At 60.7% G+C, this 16,082-nt stretch carries 18 protein-coding genes and 1 riboswitch; of the genes, 14 read left to right on the top strand and 4 right to left on the bottom strand.

Features of this window, described 5'->3' with window-relative positions; translation table 11 throughout:
• Positions 1-135: 135 nt before the first annotated feature.
• From ICY20_RS13595 to ICY20_RS13530, 14 genes are all read left to right on the top strand, one after another.
• On the top strand, positions 136-672 hold the full coding sequence (locus tag ICY20_RS13595) for a C40 family peptidase (protein WP_194937716.1): 537 nt from the start codon (positions 136-138) through the stop codon (positions 670-672).
• Positions 673-809: 137 nt separating this feature from the next.
• Positions 810-1,059, top strand: a riboswitch (cobalamin riboswitch).
• A gap of 80 nt (positions 1,060-1,139) precedes the next feature.
• The gene (gene cobO, locus ICY20_RS13590; protein ID WP_194937715.1) at positions 1,140-1,751 is read left to right on the top strand and encodes a cob(I)yrinic acid a,c-diamide adenosyltransferase; all 612 of its coding nucleotides are present in this window, start codon (positions 1,140-1,142) and stop codon (positions 1,749-1,751) included.
• Positions 1,748-3,136: a cobyrinate a,c-diamide synthase gene (locus ICY20_RS13585; RefSeq protein ID WP_194937714.1), complete on the top strand. Its 1,389-nt coding sequence runs from the start codon at positions 1,748-1,750 to the stop codon at positions 3,134-3,136. Before cobO ends, ICY20_RS13585 begins: the two co-directional genes overlap by 4 nt.
• Positions 3,133-3,783: a 5,6-dimethylbenzimidazole synthase gene (gene bluB, locus ICY20_RS13580; protein WP_159961751.1), complete on the top strand. Its 651-nt coding sequence runs from the start codon at positions 3,133-3,135 to the stop codon at positions 3,781-3,783. The genes ICY20_RS13585 and bluB overlap by 4 nt, the downstream gene beginning before the upstream one ends.
• Positions 3,780-4,688 carry an adenosylcobinamide-phosphate synthase CbiB gene (cbiB, locus tag ICY20_RS13575; protein WP_194937713.1) on the top strand — a complete coding sequence of 303 codons (909 nt, stop codon included), beginning with the start codon at positions 3,780-3,782 and terminating at the stop codon, positions 4,686-4,688. Before bluB ends, cbiB begins: the two co-directional genes overlap by 4 nt.
• Positions 4,681-5,670, top strand: a complete 990-nt coding sequence (cobD, locus tag ICY20_RS13570) for a threonine-phosphate decarboxylase CobD (protein WP_194937712.1) — start codon at positions 4,681-4,683, stop codon at positions 5,668-5,670. Before cbiB ends, cobD begins: the two co-directional genes overlap by 8 nt.
• Positions 5,667-7,118 carry a cobyric acid synthase gene (locus ICY20_RS13565; protein ID WP_159961745.1) on the top strand — a complete coding sequence of 484 codons (1,452 nt, stop codon included), beginning with the start codon at positions 5,667-5,669 and terminating at the stop codon, positions 7,116-7,118. The genes cobD and ICY20_RS13565 overlap by 4 nt, the downstream gene beginning before the upstream one ends.
• 62 nt (positions 7,119-7,180) lie before the next feature.
• A complete protein-coding gene (gene cobU / locus ICY20_RS13560; RefSeq protein ID WP_194937711.1) occupies positions 7,181-7,702 on the top strand; it encodes a bifunctional adenosylcobinamide kinase/adenosylcobinamide-phosphate guanylyltransferase in 522 nt (173 codons plus the stop codon).
• On the top strand, positions 7,699-8,754 hold the full coding sequence (gene cobT, locus ICY20_RS13555; RefSeq protein WP_194937710.1) for a nicotinate-nucleotide--dimethylbenzimidazole phosphoribosyltransferase: 1,056 nt from the start codon (positions 7,699-7,701) through the stop codon (positions 8,752-8,754). Before cobU ends, cobT begins: the two co-directional genes overlap by 4 nt.
• On the top strand, positions 8,751-9,326 hold the full coding sequence (gene cobC, locus ICY20_RS13550; RefSeq protein ID WP_159961740.1) for an alpha-ribazole phosphatase family protein: 576 nt from the start codon (positions 8,751-8,753) through the stop codon (positions 9,324-9,326). The genes cobT and cobC overlap by 4 nt, the downstream gene beginning before the upstream one ends.
• A gap of 2 nt (positions 9,327-9,328) precedes the next feature.
• On the top strand, positions 9,329-10,057 hold the full coding sequence (locus ICY20_RS13545) for an adenosylcobinamide-GDP ribazoletransferase (protein ID WP_159961737.1): 729 nt from the start codon (positions 9,329-9,331) through the stop codon (positions 10,055-10,057).
• Between the two features lie 42 nt (positions 10,058-10,099).
• On the top strand, positions 10,100-10,504 hold the full coding sequence (locus ICY20_RS13540) for a MarR family winged helix-turn-helix transcriptional regulator (protein WP_122485833.1): 405 nt from the start codon (positions 10,100-10,102) through the stop codon (positions 10,502-10,504).
• A gap of 63 nt (positions 10,505-10,567) precedes the next feature.
• Positions 10,568-11,767, top strand: a complete 1,200-nt coding sequence (locus tag ICY20_RS13535) for an MFS transporter (RefSeq protein WP_194937808.1) — start codon at positions 10,568-10,570, stop codon at positions 11,765-11,767.
• A gap of 163 nt (positions 11,768-11,930) precedes the next feature.
• Entirely contained in the window at positions 11,931-12,479 is a 549-nt protein-coding gene (locus ICY20_RS13530) for a glutathione peroxidase (protein WP_159961731.1), read from the top strand.
• A 65-nt stretch (positions 12,480-12,544) separates the two neighbouring features.
• Here ICY20_RS13530 and ICY20_RS13525 read toward each other — a convergent pair whose 3' ends face one another.
• The 4 genes from ICY20_RS13525 to ICY20_RS13510 all read right to left on the bottom strand — a co-directional run bounded on the left by ICY20_RS13525 (position 12,545) and on the right by ICY20_RS13510 (position 15,688).
• Positions 12,545-13,804: an OmpP1/FadL family transporter gene (locus tag ICY20_RS13525; RefSeq protein WP_159961729.1), complete on the bottom strand. Its 1,260-nt coding sequence runs from the start codon at positions 13,802-13,804 to the stop codon at positions 12,545-12,547.
• A 146-nt stretch (positions 13,805-13,950) separates the two neighbouring features.
• Positions 13,951-14,433 carry a hypothetical protein gene (locus ICY20_RS13520; protein WP_159961727.1) on the bottom strand — a complete coding sequence of 161 codons (483 nt, stop codon included), beginning with the start codon at positions 14,431-14,433 and terminating at the stop codon, positions 13,951-13,953.
• A gap of 280 nt (positions 14,434-14,713) precedes the next feature.
• Positions 14,714-14,938, bottom strand: coding sequence for a hypothetical protein (locus tag ICY20_RS13515; protein WP_005790139.1), 225 nt, complete (start codon positions 14,936-14,938; stop codon positions 14,714-14,716).
• Between the two features lie 444 nt (positions 14,939-15,382).
• Positions 15,383-15,688 (bottom strand): hypothetical protein, encoded by a 306-nt coding sequence (locus ICY20_RS13510; protein ID WP_159961725.1) that lies wholly within the window; start codon positions 15,686-15,688, stop codon positions 15,383-15,385.
• Between the last annotated feature and the right edge of the window lie 394 nt (positions 15,689-16,082).

Raw genomic sequence — 16,082 nt, 5'->3', positions numbered from 1 at the left:
GTTACTTGAAGTTTGACATGTAAGCGCTAGAATCCCTGGATATTGTTGTAATCCGTTCGCGCGAGCTTTGCTTGCGCGTTCTGGTTTTCAGCGTTCGGCAGCGAAAGCCGCATCCAGACCAGGATTGTTCTGCACATGTCGACCACAGCCCGCCTGATCCTTATTCTTTGCGCCGCGCTGCTCAGCGCCTGCGCAAGTCGCCCACCTCCCGCGCCTGTGGCCGTCAAGCCAAAGCCGGTGTTCAACTATTCCACACAGAATTTTTCGCCTGCTGCCGAAGACGTGCTCTTCCGCGCGCTTGGCCTGGTTGGCACGCCTTATCGTTGGGGCGGCAACACGCCGGACTCAGGGTTTGATTGCAGTGGCTTGATCGGCTTTGTGTTTCGTGATGCCGCTGGTATCTCCTTGCCGCGCACCACCCGTGAGCTGATCGTGATGCGGGCGCAGGACGTGAGCGAGCAAAACCTGCAGACGGGCGACTTGCTGTTCTTCGCCACCGGTGGCGGTTCCCAGGTCAGCCATGCCGGCATCTATGTAGGTGAAGGGCGCTTTGTGCACGCGCCGCAGACGGGCGGTACGGTGAAGCTCGATACCTTGTCCAAGGCGTATTGGCAGAATGCCTACCTGAGTGCCAAGCGCGTACTGCCGGGGAATCTGGCGCGCAACCCCTGAATTAACAAATATCCAAACGTGGGAGCGGGCTTGCTCGCGAATGCACAGTGTCAGTCACCGAATATATTGACTGATCCACCGCATTCGCGAGCAAGCCCGCTCCCACATTGATTGACGCTCCACCCCCAACCCACTACCCTTCGCGACTTGTTCCAGGTGCTCTGTGACCCATGGGTCGACAGAGTGAAACAGGGAAGCCGGTGAGTGAGCGCACTTGTACACAGTGCTGCCGCAATTCCGGCGCTGCCCCCGCAACGGTAAATGAGTCAACACGCTGCTTTCTGCCACTGTATCGCCCCGCGATATGGGAAGGCGCAGCGTTGGTCTGCTTTTGACTGAAGCGCGCCACTCATGAGCCCGGAGACCGGCCCGGAGCATCCAACAGCATCACGGTGGGCGATGCTTGGCTGTCTGTGTTTTTCTTTTTTCTGCCCGCCGTTTTTGTCCAGCCCCAACGGAGATCTGCCATGACCGATTCCCCCGACCGCGACGAACGTCACCTGGCGCGCATGCTGCGCAAAAAAGCCGTGATCGACGAGCGCATCGCCAATTCTCCCAACGAGTGCGGCCTGCTGCTGGTACTCACCGGTAACGGCAAAGGCAAGAGCAGCTCGGCCTTCGGCATGCTCGCCCGCGCCATGGGCCACGGCATGCAGTGCGGTGTAGTGCAGTTCATCAAGGGGCGCAACAGCACCGGCGAAGAACTGTTCTTCCGCCGCTTCCCCGAGCAGGTGCGCTTTCATGTCATGGGCGAGGGCTTCACCTGGGAAACCCAGGACCGCCAACGCGACATCGCCGCCGCTGAAGCTGCGTGGGCAGTCTCCCGTCAATTGCTGCAAGACCCCGCCATCGGCATGGTCGTACTGGACGAGCTCAACATCGCCCTCAAGCACGGCTACCTCGACCTGGACCAGGTGCTCAGCGACCTGCAAGCCCGCCCGCCGATGCAGCACGTGGTGGTCACCGGCCGTGGCGCCAAGCCCGAGCTGATCGAAATGGGCGACACCGTCACCGAAATGGGCATGCTCAAGCACGCATTCCAGGCCGGTATCAAGGCACAGAAGGGCGTCGAACTTTGAATCAGCCCCGTCATTGCCCGGCCGTATTGATCGCCGCACCGGCGTCTGGCCAGGGCAAAACCACCGTCACCGCCGCACTCGCCCGTTTGCACCGCAACCTGGGGCGCAACGTGCGCGTGTTCAAATGCGGGCCGGACTTTCTCGACCCGATGATCCACGAGCGCGCCAGCGGGGCGCCGGTGTATCAATTGGATATGTGGATGGTGGGTGAGCAGGAAAGCCGTCGCCTACTGTGGGAAGCGGCGGGGGAAGCCGACCTGATCCTGATCGAAGGCGTGATGGGCCTGTTCGACGGCACCCCGTCCAGTGCTGACCTGGCACGCCACTTCGGCGTGCCGGTGCTGGGGGTGATCGACGGCACCGCCATGGCCCAAACCTTCGGTGCGCTGGCCTTGGGCCTGGCGCGCTACCAGCCGGACCTGCCGTTCGCCGGTGTGCTGGCGAACCGCGTCGGCACCTTGCGGCATGCGCAATTGCTCGAAGGCAGCCTGACCGAAGGCCTGCGTTGGTACGGCGCACTCTCCCGCGAAACCGGGATCGAGCTGCCCAGCCGTCATTTGGGCCTGGTGCAAGCCAGCGAACTGAACGACCTCGACGTGCGCCTCGACGCCGCCGCCCAAGCCTTGGGCAGCAGTTGCGAAGTCGCGCTGCCGCCGCCGGTCACCTTCGCCGCGCCCGAAGTGATCGTGGCCGAGCCGCTGCTCGCCGGCGTGCGCATCGCCGTCGCCCGTGACGAAGCGTTTGCGTTCACCTACGGCGCCAGCCTTGACCTGTTGCGGGCAATGGGCGCTGAGCTTGAGTTTTTCTCGCCGATCCATGATCAGCAACTACCCGACGCCGACAGCCTCTACCTGCCCGGTGGTTACCCCGAACTGCACCACAAGGCGCTGTCGGAAAATACCTCGATGCTCGACGCCATCCGCGCTCACCATACGGCTGGCAAACCCTTGCTCGCCGAATGCGGCGGCATGCTGTACCTGCTGGACTCGCTCACCGATGTCGACGGCACCCGCGCCGAACTGCTTGGCCTGTTGCAGGGCGATGCGGTGATGCAAAAGAAACTGGCGGCACTGGCCCTGCAAAATGTGGATTTGCCTGAAGGCACCTTGCGTGGCCACACCTATCACCATTCCTTGACCAGCACTGAATGCACGCCGATTGCCCGTGGCGTGAGCCCCAATGGTGGGCGTGGGGCCGAGGCGGTTTATCGGCAGGGGCGGATGACGGCGTCCTACGTACACTTTTACTTTCCATCGAACCCGAGCGCAGTAGCCGCACTGTTTGTGCCAGGCCGGGAGGCCGCCATCGCAGGCAAGCCAGCTCCCACATCGACGGCGTTTGCAGATCAAAATGTGGGAGGGGGCTTGCCCCCGATGAGGCCATGACTGACAACGCTTTCCCCGAGGCCGACCGCCAGGCCGTCTACCGCGCCATCGCCGAACGCCGTGACATGCGCCACTTCAGCGGTGGCACGGTCGCCCCTGAATTACTGCATCGCCTGCTCCAGGCCGCCCATCAGGCCCCCAGTGTCGGCCTGATGCAGCCCTGGCGCTTCATCCGCATCAGCGACCGCAACCTGCGTGGGCAAATTCAGCAGTTGGTGGAAGAAGAACGCATACGCACCGCCGAAGCCTTGGGCGAACGCTCTGACGCATTCATGAAGCTCAAGGTCGAAGGCATCCACGACTGCGCCGAAGTGCTGGTGGCAGCGCTGATGGATGATCGCGAACGGCACATTTTTGGCCGTCGTACCTTGCCGGAAATGGACATGGCCTCGCTGTCCTGTGCGATCCAGAACCTGTGGCTGGCCGCACGCGTCGAAGGCTTGGGCATGGGCTGGGTCTCGTTGTTCGACCCCCTGGCCCTGGCCGACCTGCTCGGCCTGCCGCCCGGCGCCAAACCCCTGGCTGTGCTGTGCCTGGGGCCCGTGGCCGAGTTCTACCCGGCACCGATGTTGCAGCTCGAAGGCTGGACCGAGCCACGACCTTTGAGTGACATGTTGTATGAGAATACGTGGGGAGTGAGTCAATGAGTGTGGCCTTGCTGTGTGTCGCTGCGGTCGCGCTGGATGCGTTGCTGGGTGAGCCCAGGCGCTGGCATCCGCTGGTGGCGTTCGGCAATTTTGCCGGGCGCATCGAGCAGCGTTTCAACAGCGGTGGCCGAGGCTGGCGCAGCCATGGCGTGACCGCGTGGTTTATCGCGGTAGTGCCCCTGACCTTGTTGGCCACCGCCCTGTCATGGGCGCCTTACATCGGCTGGGTGCTGGAGATTTTGGCGCTGTACTGCGCCCTCGGCATGCGCAGCCTTGGCGAACATGTAATACCGGTCGCCCAGGCCCTGCGCAGTGACGACCTGGATGAAGCACGCAAGCGTGTGAGCTACCTGGTCAGTCGCGAGACCCGCGAACTGGACAGCACCGAAGTCGCCCGCGCCGCCACCGAGTCGGTACTGGAAAACGGCAGCGACGCCGTGTTTGCTGCGCTGTTCTGGTTTGTCGTCGCGGGCGTGCCCGGCGTTGTGCTTTATCGCTTGAGCAATACCCTCGACGCCATGTGGGGCTATCGCAACGAACGCTTCGAACGCTTCGGTTGGGCTGCGGCAAAAATCGACGACGTCCTGAACTACATTCCGGCGCGCTTGGTGGCATTGACCTACGCGCTGCTCGGCAAAACCCGACTGGCTCTTAAGTGCTGGCGTACCCAGGGCCCGACGTGGGACAGCCCCAACGCTGGCCCGGTGATGGCTGCCGGTGCAGGTGCGTTGGGCGTCGAGTTGGGCGGTGCTGCGACTTACCACGGCGAAGTGCATCAGCGCCCACAACTGGGCGAAGGCCCGGCGGCGGATGCCGATTCCATCGACCGAGGCTGGCAACTGGTGCAGCGCGGCGTATGGTTGTGGCTGCTGATTCTGTGCGCGGGGGCGCAATTTTATGCTTGAACACGGTGGGCGGTTGCGCAAAGCAGCGATTCAGTACGGCATAGCCGAGGCTGACTGGTTGGACCTCTCCAGCGGGTTGGCGCCTTGGCCGTTTCCGATCCCCGAGATCCCTTCGCGGGCATGGGCGCGCCTGCCGGAAACCGACGACGGCCTGGAGCAGGCCGCCAGTGAATACTACGGTGCTGCGCACCTGTTGCCCGTGCCCGGTTCCCAGGCAGCGATCCAGTTGCTGCCGCGCCTGCGGCGCTCGGGCAAGGTCGGCGTACTGTCGCCGTGCTACGCCGAACACGCCGAAGCCTGGCGCCGTGCCGGTTACGTCGTGCGCGAAGTGCAAGAGCAGGAAGTCGACTTCTTCCTCGACAGCCTCGACGTGCTGGTGGTGGTCAACCCCAATAACCCCACAGGCCAGAGCCTCACCCCGCAACGCTTGCTGGACTGGCACTCGCGCCTGGCCCAGCGTGGCGGCTGGCTGGTGGTGGACGAAGCCTTCATGGACGTGACCCCGCAATTGAGTCTGGCGAGCCAGGCCCATCTAGTCGGGCTGATCGTGTTGCGCTCGTTCGGCAAGTTCTTTGGCTTGGCCGGTGTGCGACTTGGCTTTGTGCTGGCAGAGCGCCGTTTGCTCAAATTGCTCGCCGAGCAAGTTGGGCCCTGGGCTGTCGCCGGGCCCACCCGTGTAGTGGGGCAAGTGTGCCTGCGCGATGTCGATGGGCATGCCCGGCAACGTGCACGCTGTATCGAAGCCGGCCAGCGGTTGTTCACCTTGCTTGAGCGCCGAGGCTTTCAGCCTCACGGCGGCTGCGCGTTGTTCCAGTGGCTGATCACCCCGCATGCCGAACGCATGCACGAATTCATGGCCCAGCGCGGCATTTTGCTGCGCTTGTTTGCCCACGACAGCAGCTTACGTTTTGGCCTGCCCGACACCGAAGCCGATTGGCTACGCCTCGACGAAGCCCTGCTGGCCTACAAGGACGCTTCATGAGTACGCTGATGGTGCAAGGCACCACCTCCGATGCTGGCAAAAGTACCCTGGTCACTGCGCTGTGCCGCTGGCTGGTGCGCCAGGGCGTGGCGGTGGCGCCGTTCAAGCCGCAGAACATGGCGCTCAACAGTGCCGTGACGGCCGAAGGCGGCGAGATCGGCCGTGCCCAGGCCGTGCAGGCCCAGGCCGCCAACCTGGCGCCCCATACCGACATGAACCCGGTGCTGCTCAAGCCCAACAGCGACACTGGCTCCCAGGTCATCATCCACGGCCGCGCCGTCACCAGCATGAACGCCGTGGCCTATCACGACTACAAAGCCATCGCCATGCAAGCGGTACTCGCCTCCCATGCACGCTTGAGCGCGGCCTACCCGGTGGTGATGGTGGAAGGCGCGGGCTCGCCGGCAGAGATCAATCTGCGTGCCAACGATATCGCCAACATGGGCTTTGCCGAAGCGGTCGATTGCCCGGTGCTGTTGATTGCCGACATCAATCGCGGCGGTGTATTTGCCCATCTGGTCGGTACCCTGGAGCTGCTGTCGCCGAGCGAGCAGGCGCGGGTCAAAGGTTTCATCATCAACCGCTTTCGCGGCGATATCGCCCTGCTGCAACCAGGCCTGGATTGGCTGGAGGCGCGCACCGGCAAACCGGTGGTGGGCGTGCTGCCCTACGTGATGGACCTGCACCTGGAGGCCGAAGACGGTATCGACAGGCGCCAGACCGACAAAGCCGCCCAGGTACTCAAAGTGGTGGTGCCGGTGTTACCGCGCATCAGCAACCACACGGATTTCGACCCGCTGCGCCTGCACCCTCAAGTAGATTTGCAGTTTGTCGGCCCGGGCCAATCCATCCCGGCGGCTGACCTGATCATCCTGCCTGGCTCCAAAAGCGTACGCGCCGACCTTGCCTACCTGCGCGCCAACGGCTGGGACACCGCCGTGGCCCGGCACTTGCGCTATGGCGGCAAGGTACTCGGCATTTGCGGTGGCTTGCAAATGCTCGGCGAGCACGTGCATGACCCGCTAGGCCTGGAAGGGCCAGCCGGGTCGAGTGAAGGCCTGGGGTTGTTGGCGTTCAGCACCACGCTGGAAGAAGAGAAGCAACTGCGTAACGTGCGCGGGCGCTTGCTGATCGAAGAGGCCGAAGTCAGCGGTTATGAGATTCACGCGGGCGTGACGACTGGCGTTGCGCTGTCGACTGCCGCTGTGATGTTGGATGACGGCCGCAGCGACGGCGCCCAGAGTGCAGATGGGCAGATCCTAGGCACTTACCTGCACGGCCTGTTCGAAACTCCGGCCGCGTGCAGTGCCTTGCTGCGCTGGGCGGGGTTGCAGGACGTACAGGAAGTGGATTACCACGGGTTGCGCGAGCGCGATATCGAGCGCTTGGCGGATTTGGTGCAGAACCATTTGGACACCGCTCTCTTGCGCAATCTATGCGGAATTTGACGAGCTCCCACAGTTGACCGTGTGTGGCTTGAGTCTGCGGTCGTGAATAAAGGTACTACCCCATGCTCCAACTAATCCTCGGCGGCGCCCGCTCCGGCAAAAGCCGCCTCGCCGAAAAGCTTGCCAGCGACAGCGCCTTGCCGGTTATCTACATCGCCACCAGCCAACCCCTGGACGGCGAGATGAACGCGCGCGTCGTCCTGCATCGCCAGCGCCGCCCCGATCATTGGGGCCTGATCGAAGAGCCCCTCGAACTGGCGCGAGTGCTGCGCGAAAACGCCGCAGCCGGGCGTTGCCTACTGGTCGATTGCCTGACCCTGTGGCTGACCAATCTGCTAATGCTCGAAGACGCCAATCGCCTGGCCGTGGAGCGCGATCACCTGCTGGACACCCTGGCCACGCTGCCGGGTGAAATCATTTTTGTCAGCAACGAGACCGGTCTGGGTGTCGTGCCGCTGGGCGAATTGACTCGCCGCTATGTGGATGAAGCCGGTTGGCTGCATCAAGCCTTGGCCGAGCGTTGTCAGCGTGTTGTCCTGACCGTCGCCGGCCTGCCCCTGACTTTGAAAGGTACTGCGTTATGACTGACTCTTGGTGGCTCAACCCCTGTAAGGCCCTTGACGCTCAAGCGTACGAACAAGCCTTGGTGCGCCAGCAGCAACTGACCAAGCCGGCCGGCTCCCTGGGCCAATTGGAAGCGTTGGCGGTGCAATTGGCGGGCTTGCAGGGCCAGGTCAAACCGGCAATGGATCACCTGTGGATCGCGATTTTTGCCGGCGACCACGGTGTGGTTGCCGAAGGGGTGTCGGCCTATCCCCAGGAAGTCACTGGGCAGATGCTGCATAACTTTGTCGCCGGTGGTGCCGCCATCAGCGTGTTGGCGCGTCAACTGGATGCACAGTTGGAAGTGGTCGACTTGGGTACCGTCACGCCATCCCTGAGTTTGCCCGGTGTACGTCACCTGAATATCGGTGCGGGCACCGCCAATTTCGTCAACGGCCCGGCAATGACCGAAGCCCAAGGGCGCTTGGCCCTGCAAGCCGGTCGCGACAGTGCCCAGCGTGCATTGGCCGGCGGCGCTCAGTTGTTTATCGGTGGCGAAATGGGCATCGGCAACACCACCGCCGCCAGTGCGCTGGCGTGCGCGCTGCTCGATTGCCAGGTCAGTGACCTGACCGGCCCGGGCACCGGTTTGAACGCCCAGGGCGTCAGTCATAAGGTGGCCGTGATAGAGCGTGCGCTGGCAGTGCACGCCGGGCAACGCGGCGATGCGCTGCAAACCCTGTTCAACCTTGGCGGTTTTGAAATCGCGGCGTTGGTGGGCGCTTATCTGGCCTGTGCCCAGGAAGGCATCGTGGTGCTGGTGGACGGGTTTATCTGCACCGTCGCGGCACTGGTTGCCACGCGTCTGAACCCGGCTTGTCGCGAATGGCTGGTATTTGGCCATGGCGGCGCGGAGCCAGGCCATCGCCATGTGCTGCAAAGCCTCGACGCACAACCGCTGCTGGAACTGGGCCTGCGCCTGGGCGAGGGCAGCGGTGCGGCGCTGGCGGTGCCGCTGTTGCGCCTGGCCTGTGCGCTGCACGGGCAGATGGCGACGTTTGCCGAAGCCGCCGTGGCAGACCGCCCGGTATGACTTTGCACCTGGACCTGCTGCGCCACGGCGAAACCGAACTGGGCGGCGGCCTGCGTGGCAGCCTCGACGATGCGCTCACCGCCAAAGGTTGGGCACAGATGCGTGCTGCGGTGATAGAGCAGGGGCCGTGGGATCGTTTGGTCAGCTCGCCGTTGCAGCGTTGTGCGCGGTTTGCCGACGAGTTGGGCGCGCAGCTCAACGTGCCGGTGATCTTGGAAAAGGACCTGCAAGAGCTGCACTTTGGTGCCTGGGAAGGGCAAAGCGCAGCGGCGCTGATGCAAACAGATGCCGAGGCATTGGGGCTGTTCTGGGCCAATCCCTACAGCTTTACGCCACCGGAAGGCGAGCCTGTCAGCGACTTTTCCGACCGAGTTCTTGGCGCTGTCGCACGCCTGCATCAAGCATATGCCGGCGAGCGCGTGTTGTTGATCAGCCACGGCGGCGTGATGCGTCTTCTGTTGGCGCGTGCGCGGGGGCTGCCCCGTGAGCAACTGCTGAATGTTGAAGTCGGCCACGGCGGCCTGTTCACTGTGCAGGTCGAGGCCGATGGCACGTTGAAGGAAGGCGCCTGACGATGCTGCCATTCTGGATCGCCCTGCAATTTCTCAGCAGCCTGCCGATTCGGCTGCCGGGCATGCCACAGCCCCAAGAACTGGGGCGTTCGCTGCTGTTTTACCCGCTGGTGGGGCTGTTGTTCGGCGTACTGTTGTGGGGCCTGAACGCGCTGTTGATGGGGGCGCCGGTGCTACTGCATGCCGCGCTGTTGCTGACAGCTTGGGTGCTGCTCAGTGGTGGCTTGCACTTGGACGGTTTGGCGGACAGCGCCGACGCCTGGCTCGGCGGTTTTGGCGACCGCGAGCGCACCCTCACCATCATGAAAGACCCACGCAGCGGGCCGATTGCGGTGGTCACCCTGGGCTTGGTGTTGCTGCTCAAATTCACCGCGCTGGTGGCGTTGATCGAGCAACATAACGGTGCTGCGTTGATCCTTGCGCCGTTGATCGGCCGGGCTTCGATGCTGGCGTTGTTTCTGACGACACGCTATGTGCGTGCAGGGGGATTGGGTCAGGCGTTGTCGGATCATTTACCCAGAGTGGTTGGCCAACAGGTACTGATCCTCAGCGGCCTGGCGTGCATCCTGATCGGTGGTTTCAGCGGTGGGGTTGCCGTGTTGATCGCCGTGCTGTGTTTTATCGGCCTGCGCCAATTGATGGTCAGGCGCCTCGGCGGCACCACGGGCGACACCGCAGGCGCCTTGCTGGAACTGCTGGAAGTCGCGGTAGTGGTCGGTCTGGCTTTGTAACACTTTCTTGCATTCTCTTAATCGCGGGTATATACACGTTCCATGCTTGCCTCCCAATGTTTATGTACCAACCTGCGTCGCGCCGCTCGTGGCGTCAGCAGGCACTACGACGGCGCTCTCGACGGCTTCGGGATCAACGTTGCCCAGTATTCTTTGCTGTGTAATTTGCAGCGCCTGGACCAGCCGAGCATTTCCAGCCTTGCCGAAGCGATGGGCCTGGATCGCAGCACCCTGGGCCGCAACCTGCGGGTGCTGGAGGGCGAAGGCCTGGTGCAATTGGTGGAAGGCGGCGATTTGCGCAACCGCCTGGTGCTGTTGACGCAAGCCGGTGAAGAGCGACTCGCCGCTGCGTTACCGGCGTGGGAAGCTGCGCAGCAAAAATTGATCGATCAACTCGGCGCGGATAAACGCGAAACCTTGTTGGCCTTGCTGGACGAGCTCGCTTAAACGCGAGTTTTTCCGAACATAAGCGGGTATATACCCGCGAGCGGAGAATAAGAAATGACCTCGATGTGGCGCACCAGTGGTTGGATTCTTGTAGGGAGTGCGCTGATCCTGGCGTTGTCGTTGGGTGTGCGGCATGGTTTCGGCCTGTTCCTGGCGCCTATGAGCAGTGAATTCGGCTGGGGGCGCGGCACCTTCGCGCTCGCCATCGCCTTGCAAAACCTGGTGTGGGGCCTGGCTCAACCGTTTGCCGGCGCGCTGGCCGACCGTTTCGGCGCCACCAAGGTGGTGTTTGTCGGCGGCGTGCTGTACGCCGTGGGGCTGGCGTTGATGGGCTTGTCGGACTCGGCGTGGTCATTGTCCCTTAGCGCGGGGTTGCTGATTGGTATTGGCCTGTCCGGCACGTCGTTCTCAGTGATTCTTGGCGTTGTTGGCCGCGCCGTAGCGCCAGAAAAACGCAGCATGGCCATGGGCATCGCCAGTGCGGCTGGCTCGTTTGGCCAGTTCGCGATGGTGCCAGGCACCTTGGGCTTGATCAGTTGGCTGGGCTGGTCTGCTGCATTGCTGGCGTTGGGCTTAATGGTGGCGCTTATTTTGCCGTTGGTCGGCATGCTCAAAGACCGACCGCTGCCGGTGGTGGCTGGTCAGCAAACGCTACGTGAGGCGCTGCGAGAAGCCTGTAGCCACTCTGGGTTCTGGCTGCTGGCCTTTGGCTTTTTCGTCTGTGGTTTTCAGGTGGTGTTTATCGGCGTGCATCTGCCGGCCTACCTGGTGGATCAGCACTTGCCAGCCACTACCGGCACCACGGTATTGGCGTTGATTGGGCTGTTTAACATCATCGGCACCTACACCGCTGGTTGGCTCGGCGGGCGTATGTCCAAGCCGCGCTTGCTCACCGGCTTGTACCTGCTGCGTGCGGTGGTGATCGTGCTGTTTCTGTGGGCGCCGGTAACTCAAATCAGCGCCTACCTGTTCGGTATGGCGATGGGCTTGCTGTGGTTGTCTACCGTGCCACTCACCAACGGCACGGTTGCGACGCTTTTTGGTGTGCGAAATCTCTCAATGCTCGGCGGGATTGTATTTCTGTTCCATCAAATCGGTTCGTTCCTCGGCGGCTGGCTGGGTGGGATCGTCTATGATCGAACTGGCAACTACGATTTGATCTGGCAGGGGGCGATCGTGTTGAGCTTGCTCGCAGCGGCCCTTAACTGGCCGGTGCGTGAGCGGCCAGTGGCCCGATTGCAGGCGCAGATGGGGGCGGCATGAGCATAGCGGCGCGGGGTTTGGTGATCACTTCGGGGTTGATCCTGATCGTGCTGGCTTGGTGGGGCTGGCAGCGGGGTGGCTTGGCATTGATGCAACTGGGTATGTCGATCTGTTAAGTTCATGCCTTACTCATTTAGCCTGACTCTTCTGAAGGACACTCGACATGCAGATGCGCTGGCTCGCTGTACCCGTGCTGATGGCCATCGGCAGCGCCGCCATGGCGGCCGATTGCCCGCCGTTGCTGGAGGGCCAATTGCCCAAGCTGCGGGCCAAGGAATCCATCGACCTGTGCCAGCGCTTTGCTGGCAAGCCCCTGGTGATCGTCAATACCGCAAGCTTCTGTGGCTTTGCGCCGCAGTTCAAAGGCCTCGAAGCGTTGTATCAACGTTACAAGGGCGATGGTTTGGAAGTGATCGGTGTACCGTCCGATGACTTCAAGCAAGAAGCCAAGACCGGTGAGGAGACCGCCAAGGTCTGCTATGTGAATTACGGCGTGACCTTCACCATGACCGAGCCGCAGAAGGTCAAGGGGCCGGATGCGGTGCATTTGTTCAAGGTGCTGGCAGAGCAGACCAATGCGCCGAAGTGGAATTTCTACAAGTATGTGGTGGACCGCCAGGGCAAGGTGGTCGCCAGTTTTTCCAGCCTCACCAAACCAGACAGCCCGGACCTGATTGAAGCGGTAGAAAAGGCGTTGGCCTCCAAACCCTGAATCACAGGCACTAAAAAGCCCCGCCTCCTGTGCAGGAGAGCGGGGCTTTTTTACACCGATCTGATTTAGAAGGTGTAAGTCATGCCGAGGCCGAAGCCGTTGGCACTGTTTTCGTATTTAGCGTTGTAAGTCGGGCTGCGATTGACGTTGACCTTCTCTTCCTTGAGGTAGGAGTAGGCAACGTCGACGGTCATGTTATCCATGACTTTGTAGCCCAGGCCCAAGCTGAAGATCGTACGGTCACCCGTTGGGATGCGCGGCGAACGGTCGGTGTTGTTGGTCGGTGACTGGTCGAAAGTCAGGCCGGTACGCAGCACCACTTGCTTGGTCACTTGATACGAGGTACCTACGGCATAGGCCCAGGTGTCATGCCAGTTCTGCGGTTCGTTGATGGTTCTGATCAACCCGGCGGCCGCGCCTGAAGCCGCGGTGACACCTTCGTTGTTGACCGTGATTTCTTTCAGGCGGCTCCAGCGTGTCCAGGTTGCACCGCCGTACAGTTTCCACTCATCCGTCAGGTCTTGAGTGATCGACGCATCCCAGGACTCAGGGGTGTCGATTTTCAACGACGCGTCGTAGCGGTTGTTGCTCAAGACAGGCTGAGTGGTAGCCGGCCCGGATACCTCTGTGTGACCTTCAAGCTTGTACTTGACCTTGGAGTGATAGGTCAGGCCGACACGGGTGGTGTCAGTGGCTTGCACCAATACACCGACGTTGAAGCCCAGCGCAGTGTCATTGCCTTTGATCTTGATGTTGGTATCAGGCTGACCCGGGATGGTCGTTCTGTCCGACTCAAGCACGCCGGAAATCCGGTTGAAAGTCGGGCCAAAACCGATGGATACACGGTCGTTGAAGGCATAGCTGATAGTCGGCTGGAAGGTGATGACCTTCACTTCGCTCTTGCTGCCAAGGCTGCGGCCCTGATAGCCACTTTCATAGTCGGTCACCAGGCCGAAAGGTGCGTAGACACCAAAGCCGATGGCCCACTGATCGTTGAGTTTGTTGGTGTAGAAGCCGAAGGGAACGGCGGTAAACGGCACCATGTCGCCCTTGTTGGAACCCGTCGCGGTGCCGCTGGCCTTGATATCGGTGGACGCATCAATAGCCGCTACACCACCGGTGATTTGCTGGCCATTCAGGCGGGACATACCGGCAGGGTTACCATAAACAGTGCTTGCATCATCGGCAGAAGAAGAGCGACCTGCGAAGCCCGTACCCATCCCGCTGACGCTCTGTTCGTTCAGTGCGAAACCGCTTGCAAACAGTTGGGAGGATGCCATGGCAACGGCGAGGCTAAGTGTGGTCTTGAGCATTACTTTTTTCATTATTAGAACTCCGTGGTGATCACCGCTGCGGAAAGTAACAATAATTTTGAGATCGCGCTATAGGCTGTAATGTAGGAGATAGAGCGGTTTTGTAGGACAATCCGACCAAAATTGAGGTTTTTTGGCGAACCTTGAAAATTGCCCGGTCAGCAAACCACGTGATTCATGGGTGAAACACAGGTTTGCCAGGTTTGGGCGAAATCTTTGATGCGGCCGTGTGGGTGAAATATTTCTTTCCAGATACGTGCCATGGCTAAAACATCACCGGGCGGTGGGAGTGCGCGAGTGTGCTGTTCCACCAAAAGCCAGGCGATAGCCGTGGCATAACGCAGGTTTACAGTGAGTTCAAGTTGGGGGGCGCTAAGGAAGGCATGTTGGCTGGCCAGCCCACGTACCAAGCTGGCCCGTTCGGGATCGAGTGCCAGATAGTCATCCCACAGGGCGCGGTGACGCGGCTCGGTGATGCTGTACAAGCCATGGCCGCGCCGATCGTGCAGGGCGGAGCCCAGTTCCGACTGGCTGGCTGCAATGCCCAGTAACAAGGGCTCAGCCGTCGGGTTATGGCACCCCAAGTACAACAACGTGGGCTTGATCACGTAACGACACAATTCGCTGGCAGCGATGCCCATAAAAGCCTCAATCCGTGATGGAAATGGTCGGCGAGGCCTGAGTGAGGGCTTGGCAGCAGTGGATCGGATCTCAGGCTCGCCGGAAGCGGATCATGCCGCCTGAGTTGAAGTGTAGTGTCATATTTACGATGTAAAGGACTGTTTTTAAAACATCTTCGCCATTTAGTTATAGCGTTTATATCTATTTTGAATGAGTAAAAATAGTCAAGGTGGATACATCAGGCAATAAAAAACCCTGTGTTTTAAACAGGGTTTTTGACGTTTCAGCGACGCTGGTCGATCAGGCAGTAAGTGCCTGACGGGTACGCTCGATCACGGCCTGCAGCGGTTCTGCGCTGGAGTATTGATCGGGGTACAGGCGTTCGCTGTGACGAGCGATGCCGTGTTCGTTGACCAGGGTGAAGCTGAAGCAGCCTTTGCGAGCGGCCATGATCAGGCAGTTCATTGGGGCAAAAGCGTTGGTGAGGGTGCGAATGGCATCCTGAGTATGGATTTGAGCGTTCATAATTATTGGTGTTCCTACAAATGACACAGATAAGAGCCGTGCCGTATTAAAACGTTCCAGCGACGTTGACCACGATTGATCGAACGAAGAAACCGACTGGAACAAAGCAGCCAGTTTGAAGCGCTGATAAGTTAGGCGCGCTTGGGCTGGCAGGTAGGTACTTAGGAGGGCAGGCAACACAACAGGGGCAAAGGTTCTGGGCCCGGGGTGAAGATCCTGATCAATTTGCAGGTTGGTTCGGTCAGAGTATTGAAACTTCGCGACACCCTTTGCTTGTTCAAAGGCAGTGTCGTCGCAAGGAATACCTGGAAACCATCGAGGTGGTCGGTCCCGCGTTGTTCGGGGGAGTTGTTCGACCAGAATTGACTTTCAGCTTGGTACTAACGCCGCGGATAGTAACGGATTGAAACAGGTAAGGGAAGTGTGTTAGCAAAAAAACTTCAATCAGTTGCCCAACAAGCCGTGATAGACCAGCACCGTGGCAGCTGCCGCCAACGAGGATCCCAACCCGTAAGCTGCCAGGGTCAGGCGCAGGGACTGGCCGGTCTCGACAGCTTTCATCACATCGCCCATGTCATTGATGCGACCTTCGCCCAGTTCGATACACAGGCTCACGGCCGTAAAGGCCGCCGACAGCAAGATAGCGATGGCAAACAGAGCGCCATCGGGGGAGGGCAGCGCCGCGTTGATCCCCAGGGAAATGGCGCAGATGGCCAACAACAGCGTAGCGAACAACAGTATTCCCTTCATCGACTCACCCACCGTTGTGCTGTAGGTCGAGAAGTGTGGCGAGCGTTTCGAGATTTGAAAAGTCCCTGGTTTGGGCCAGCGGTAACATTTTCGAAGCGAGTCGCTCCGAAAAAAGCCGGCGATATAACCACCAGGTGGGTACTTGTGCACATTAGTTGCGGCGTGTGTAACCAAGCTGCAAACGGTACCGTGAGGCAGCCTTTAGCCTGCAATGGAAATTTAAGTCAATGAAAAATCTGGCTTTTTTTAATTGGTGAAAAAATCGTCAGTTTGACTGCGGGCCCCGTTCCATGGGCCTTTGCGCGAGTTAAAGGCGGGTTGTCCACTGAGTTATCCACAGCTTCTGTGGATTGTCCCGAGCGCTTGCTCTAGAACGGGCGTGCAGCGTTTTTTC

This window comes from Pseudomonas pisciculturae (assembly GCF_015461805.1).
Taxonomy (GTDB): domain Bacteria; phylum Pseudomonadota; class Gammaproteobacteria; order Pseudomonadales; family Pseudomonadaceae; genus Aquipseudomonas; species Aquipseudomonas pisciculturae.
Note: the sequence above shows the minus strand (reverse complement) of the source record. Positions and strands in the feature narration are given on the sequence as shown.

What these genes read in the sequence shown, in the direction of transcription:
- ICY20_RS13595 (WP_194937716.1), top strand. Translation starts at nt 136, where the DNA reads ATGTCGACCACAGCCCGCCTGATCCTTATTCTTTGCGCCGCGCTGCTC.
- cobO (WP_194937715.1), top strand. Translation starts at nt 1,140, where the DNA reads ATGACCGATTCCCCCGACCGCGACGAACGTCACCTGGCGCGCATGCTG.
- bluB (WP_159961751.1), top strand. Translation starts at nt 3,133, where the DNA reads ATGACTGACAACGCTTTCCCCGAGGCCGACCGCCAGGCCGTCTACCGC.
- cbiB (WP_194937713.1), top strand. Translation starts at nt 3,780, where the DNA reads ATGAGTGTGGCCTTGCTGTGTGTCGCTGCGGTCGCGCTGGATGCGTTG.
- cobD (WP_194937712.1), top strand. Translation starts at nt 4,681, where the DNA reads ATGCTTGAACACGGTGGGCGGTTGCGCAAAGCAGCGATTCAGTACGGC.
- ICY20_RS13565 (WP_159961745.1), top strand. Translation starts at nt 5,667, where the DNA reads ATGAGTACGCTGATGGTGCAAGGCACCACCTCCGATGCTGGCAAAAGT.
- cobU (WP_194937711.1), top strand. Translation starts at nt 7,181, where the DNA reads ATGCTCCAACTAATCCTCGGCGGCGCCCGCTCCGGCAAAAGCCGCCTC.
- cobT (WP_194937710.1), top strand. Translation starts at nt 7,699, where the DNA reads ATGACTGACTCTTGGTGGCTCAACCCCTGTAAGGCCCTTGACGCTCAA.
- cobC (WP_159961740.1), top strand. Translation starts at nt 8,751, where the DNA reads ATGACTTTGCACCTGGACCTGCTGCGCCACGGCGAAACCGAACTGGGC.
- ICY20_RS13545 (WP_159961737.1), top strand. Translation starts at nt 9,329, where the DNA reads ATGCTGCCATTCTGGATCGCCCTGCAATTTCTCAGCAGCCTGCCGATT.
- ICY20_RS13540 (WP_122485833.1), top strand. Translation starts at nt 10,100, where the DNA reads ATGCTTGCCTCCCAATGTTTATGTACCAACCTGCGTCGCGCCGCTCGT.
- ICY20_RS13535 (WP_194937808.1), top strand. Translation starts at nt 10,568, where the DNA reads ATGTGGCGCACCAGTGGTTGGATTCTTGTAGGGAGTGCGCTGATCCTG.
- ICY20_RS13530 (WP_159961731.1), top strand. Translation starts at nt 11,931, where the DNA reads ATGCAGATGCGCTGGCTCGCTGTACCCGTGCTGATGGCCATCGGCAGC.
- ICY20_RS13525 (WP_159961729.1), bottom strand. Translation starts at nt 13,804, where the DNA reads ATGAAAAAAGTAATGCTCAAGACCACACTTAGCCTCGCCGTTGCCATG.
- ICY20_RS13520 (WP_159961727.1), bottom strand. Translation starts at nt 14,433, where the DNA reads ATGGGCATCGCTGCCAGCGAATTGTGTCGTTACGTGATCAAGCCCACG.
- ICY20_RS13515 (WP_005790139.1), bottom strand. Translation starts at nt 14,938, where the DNA reads ATGAACGCTCAAATCCATACTCAGGATGCCATTCGCACCCTCACCAAC.
- ICY20_RS13510 (WP_159961725.1), bottom strand. Translation starts at nt 15,688, where the DNA reads ATGAAGGGAATACTGTTGTTCGCTACGCTGTTGTTGGCCATCTGCGCC.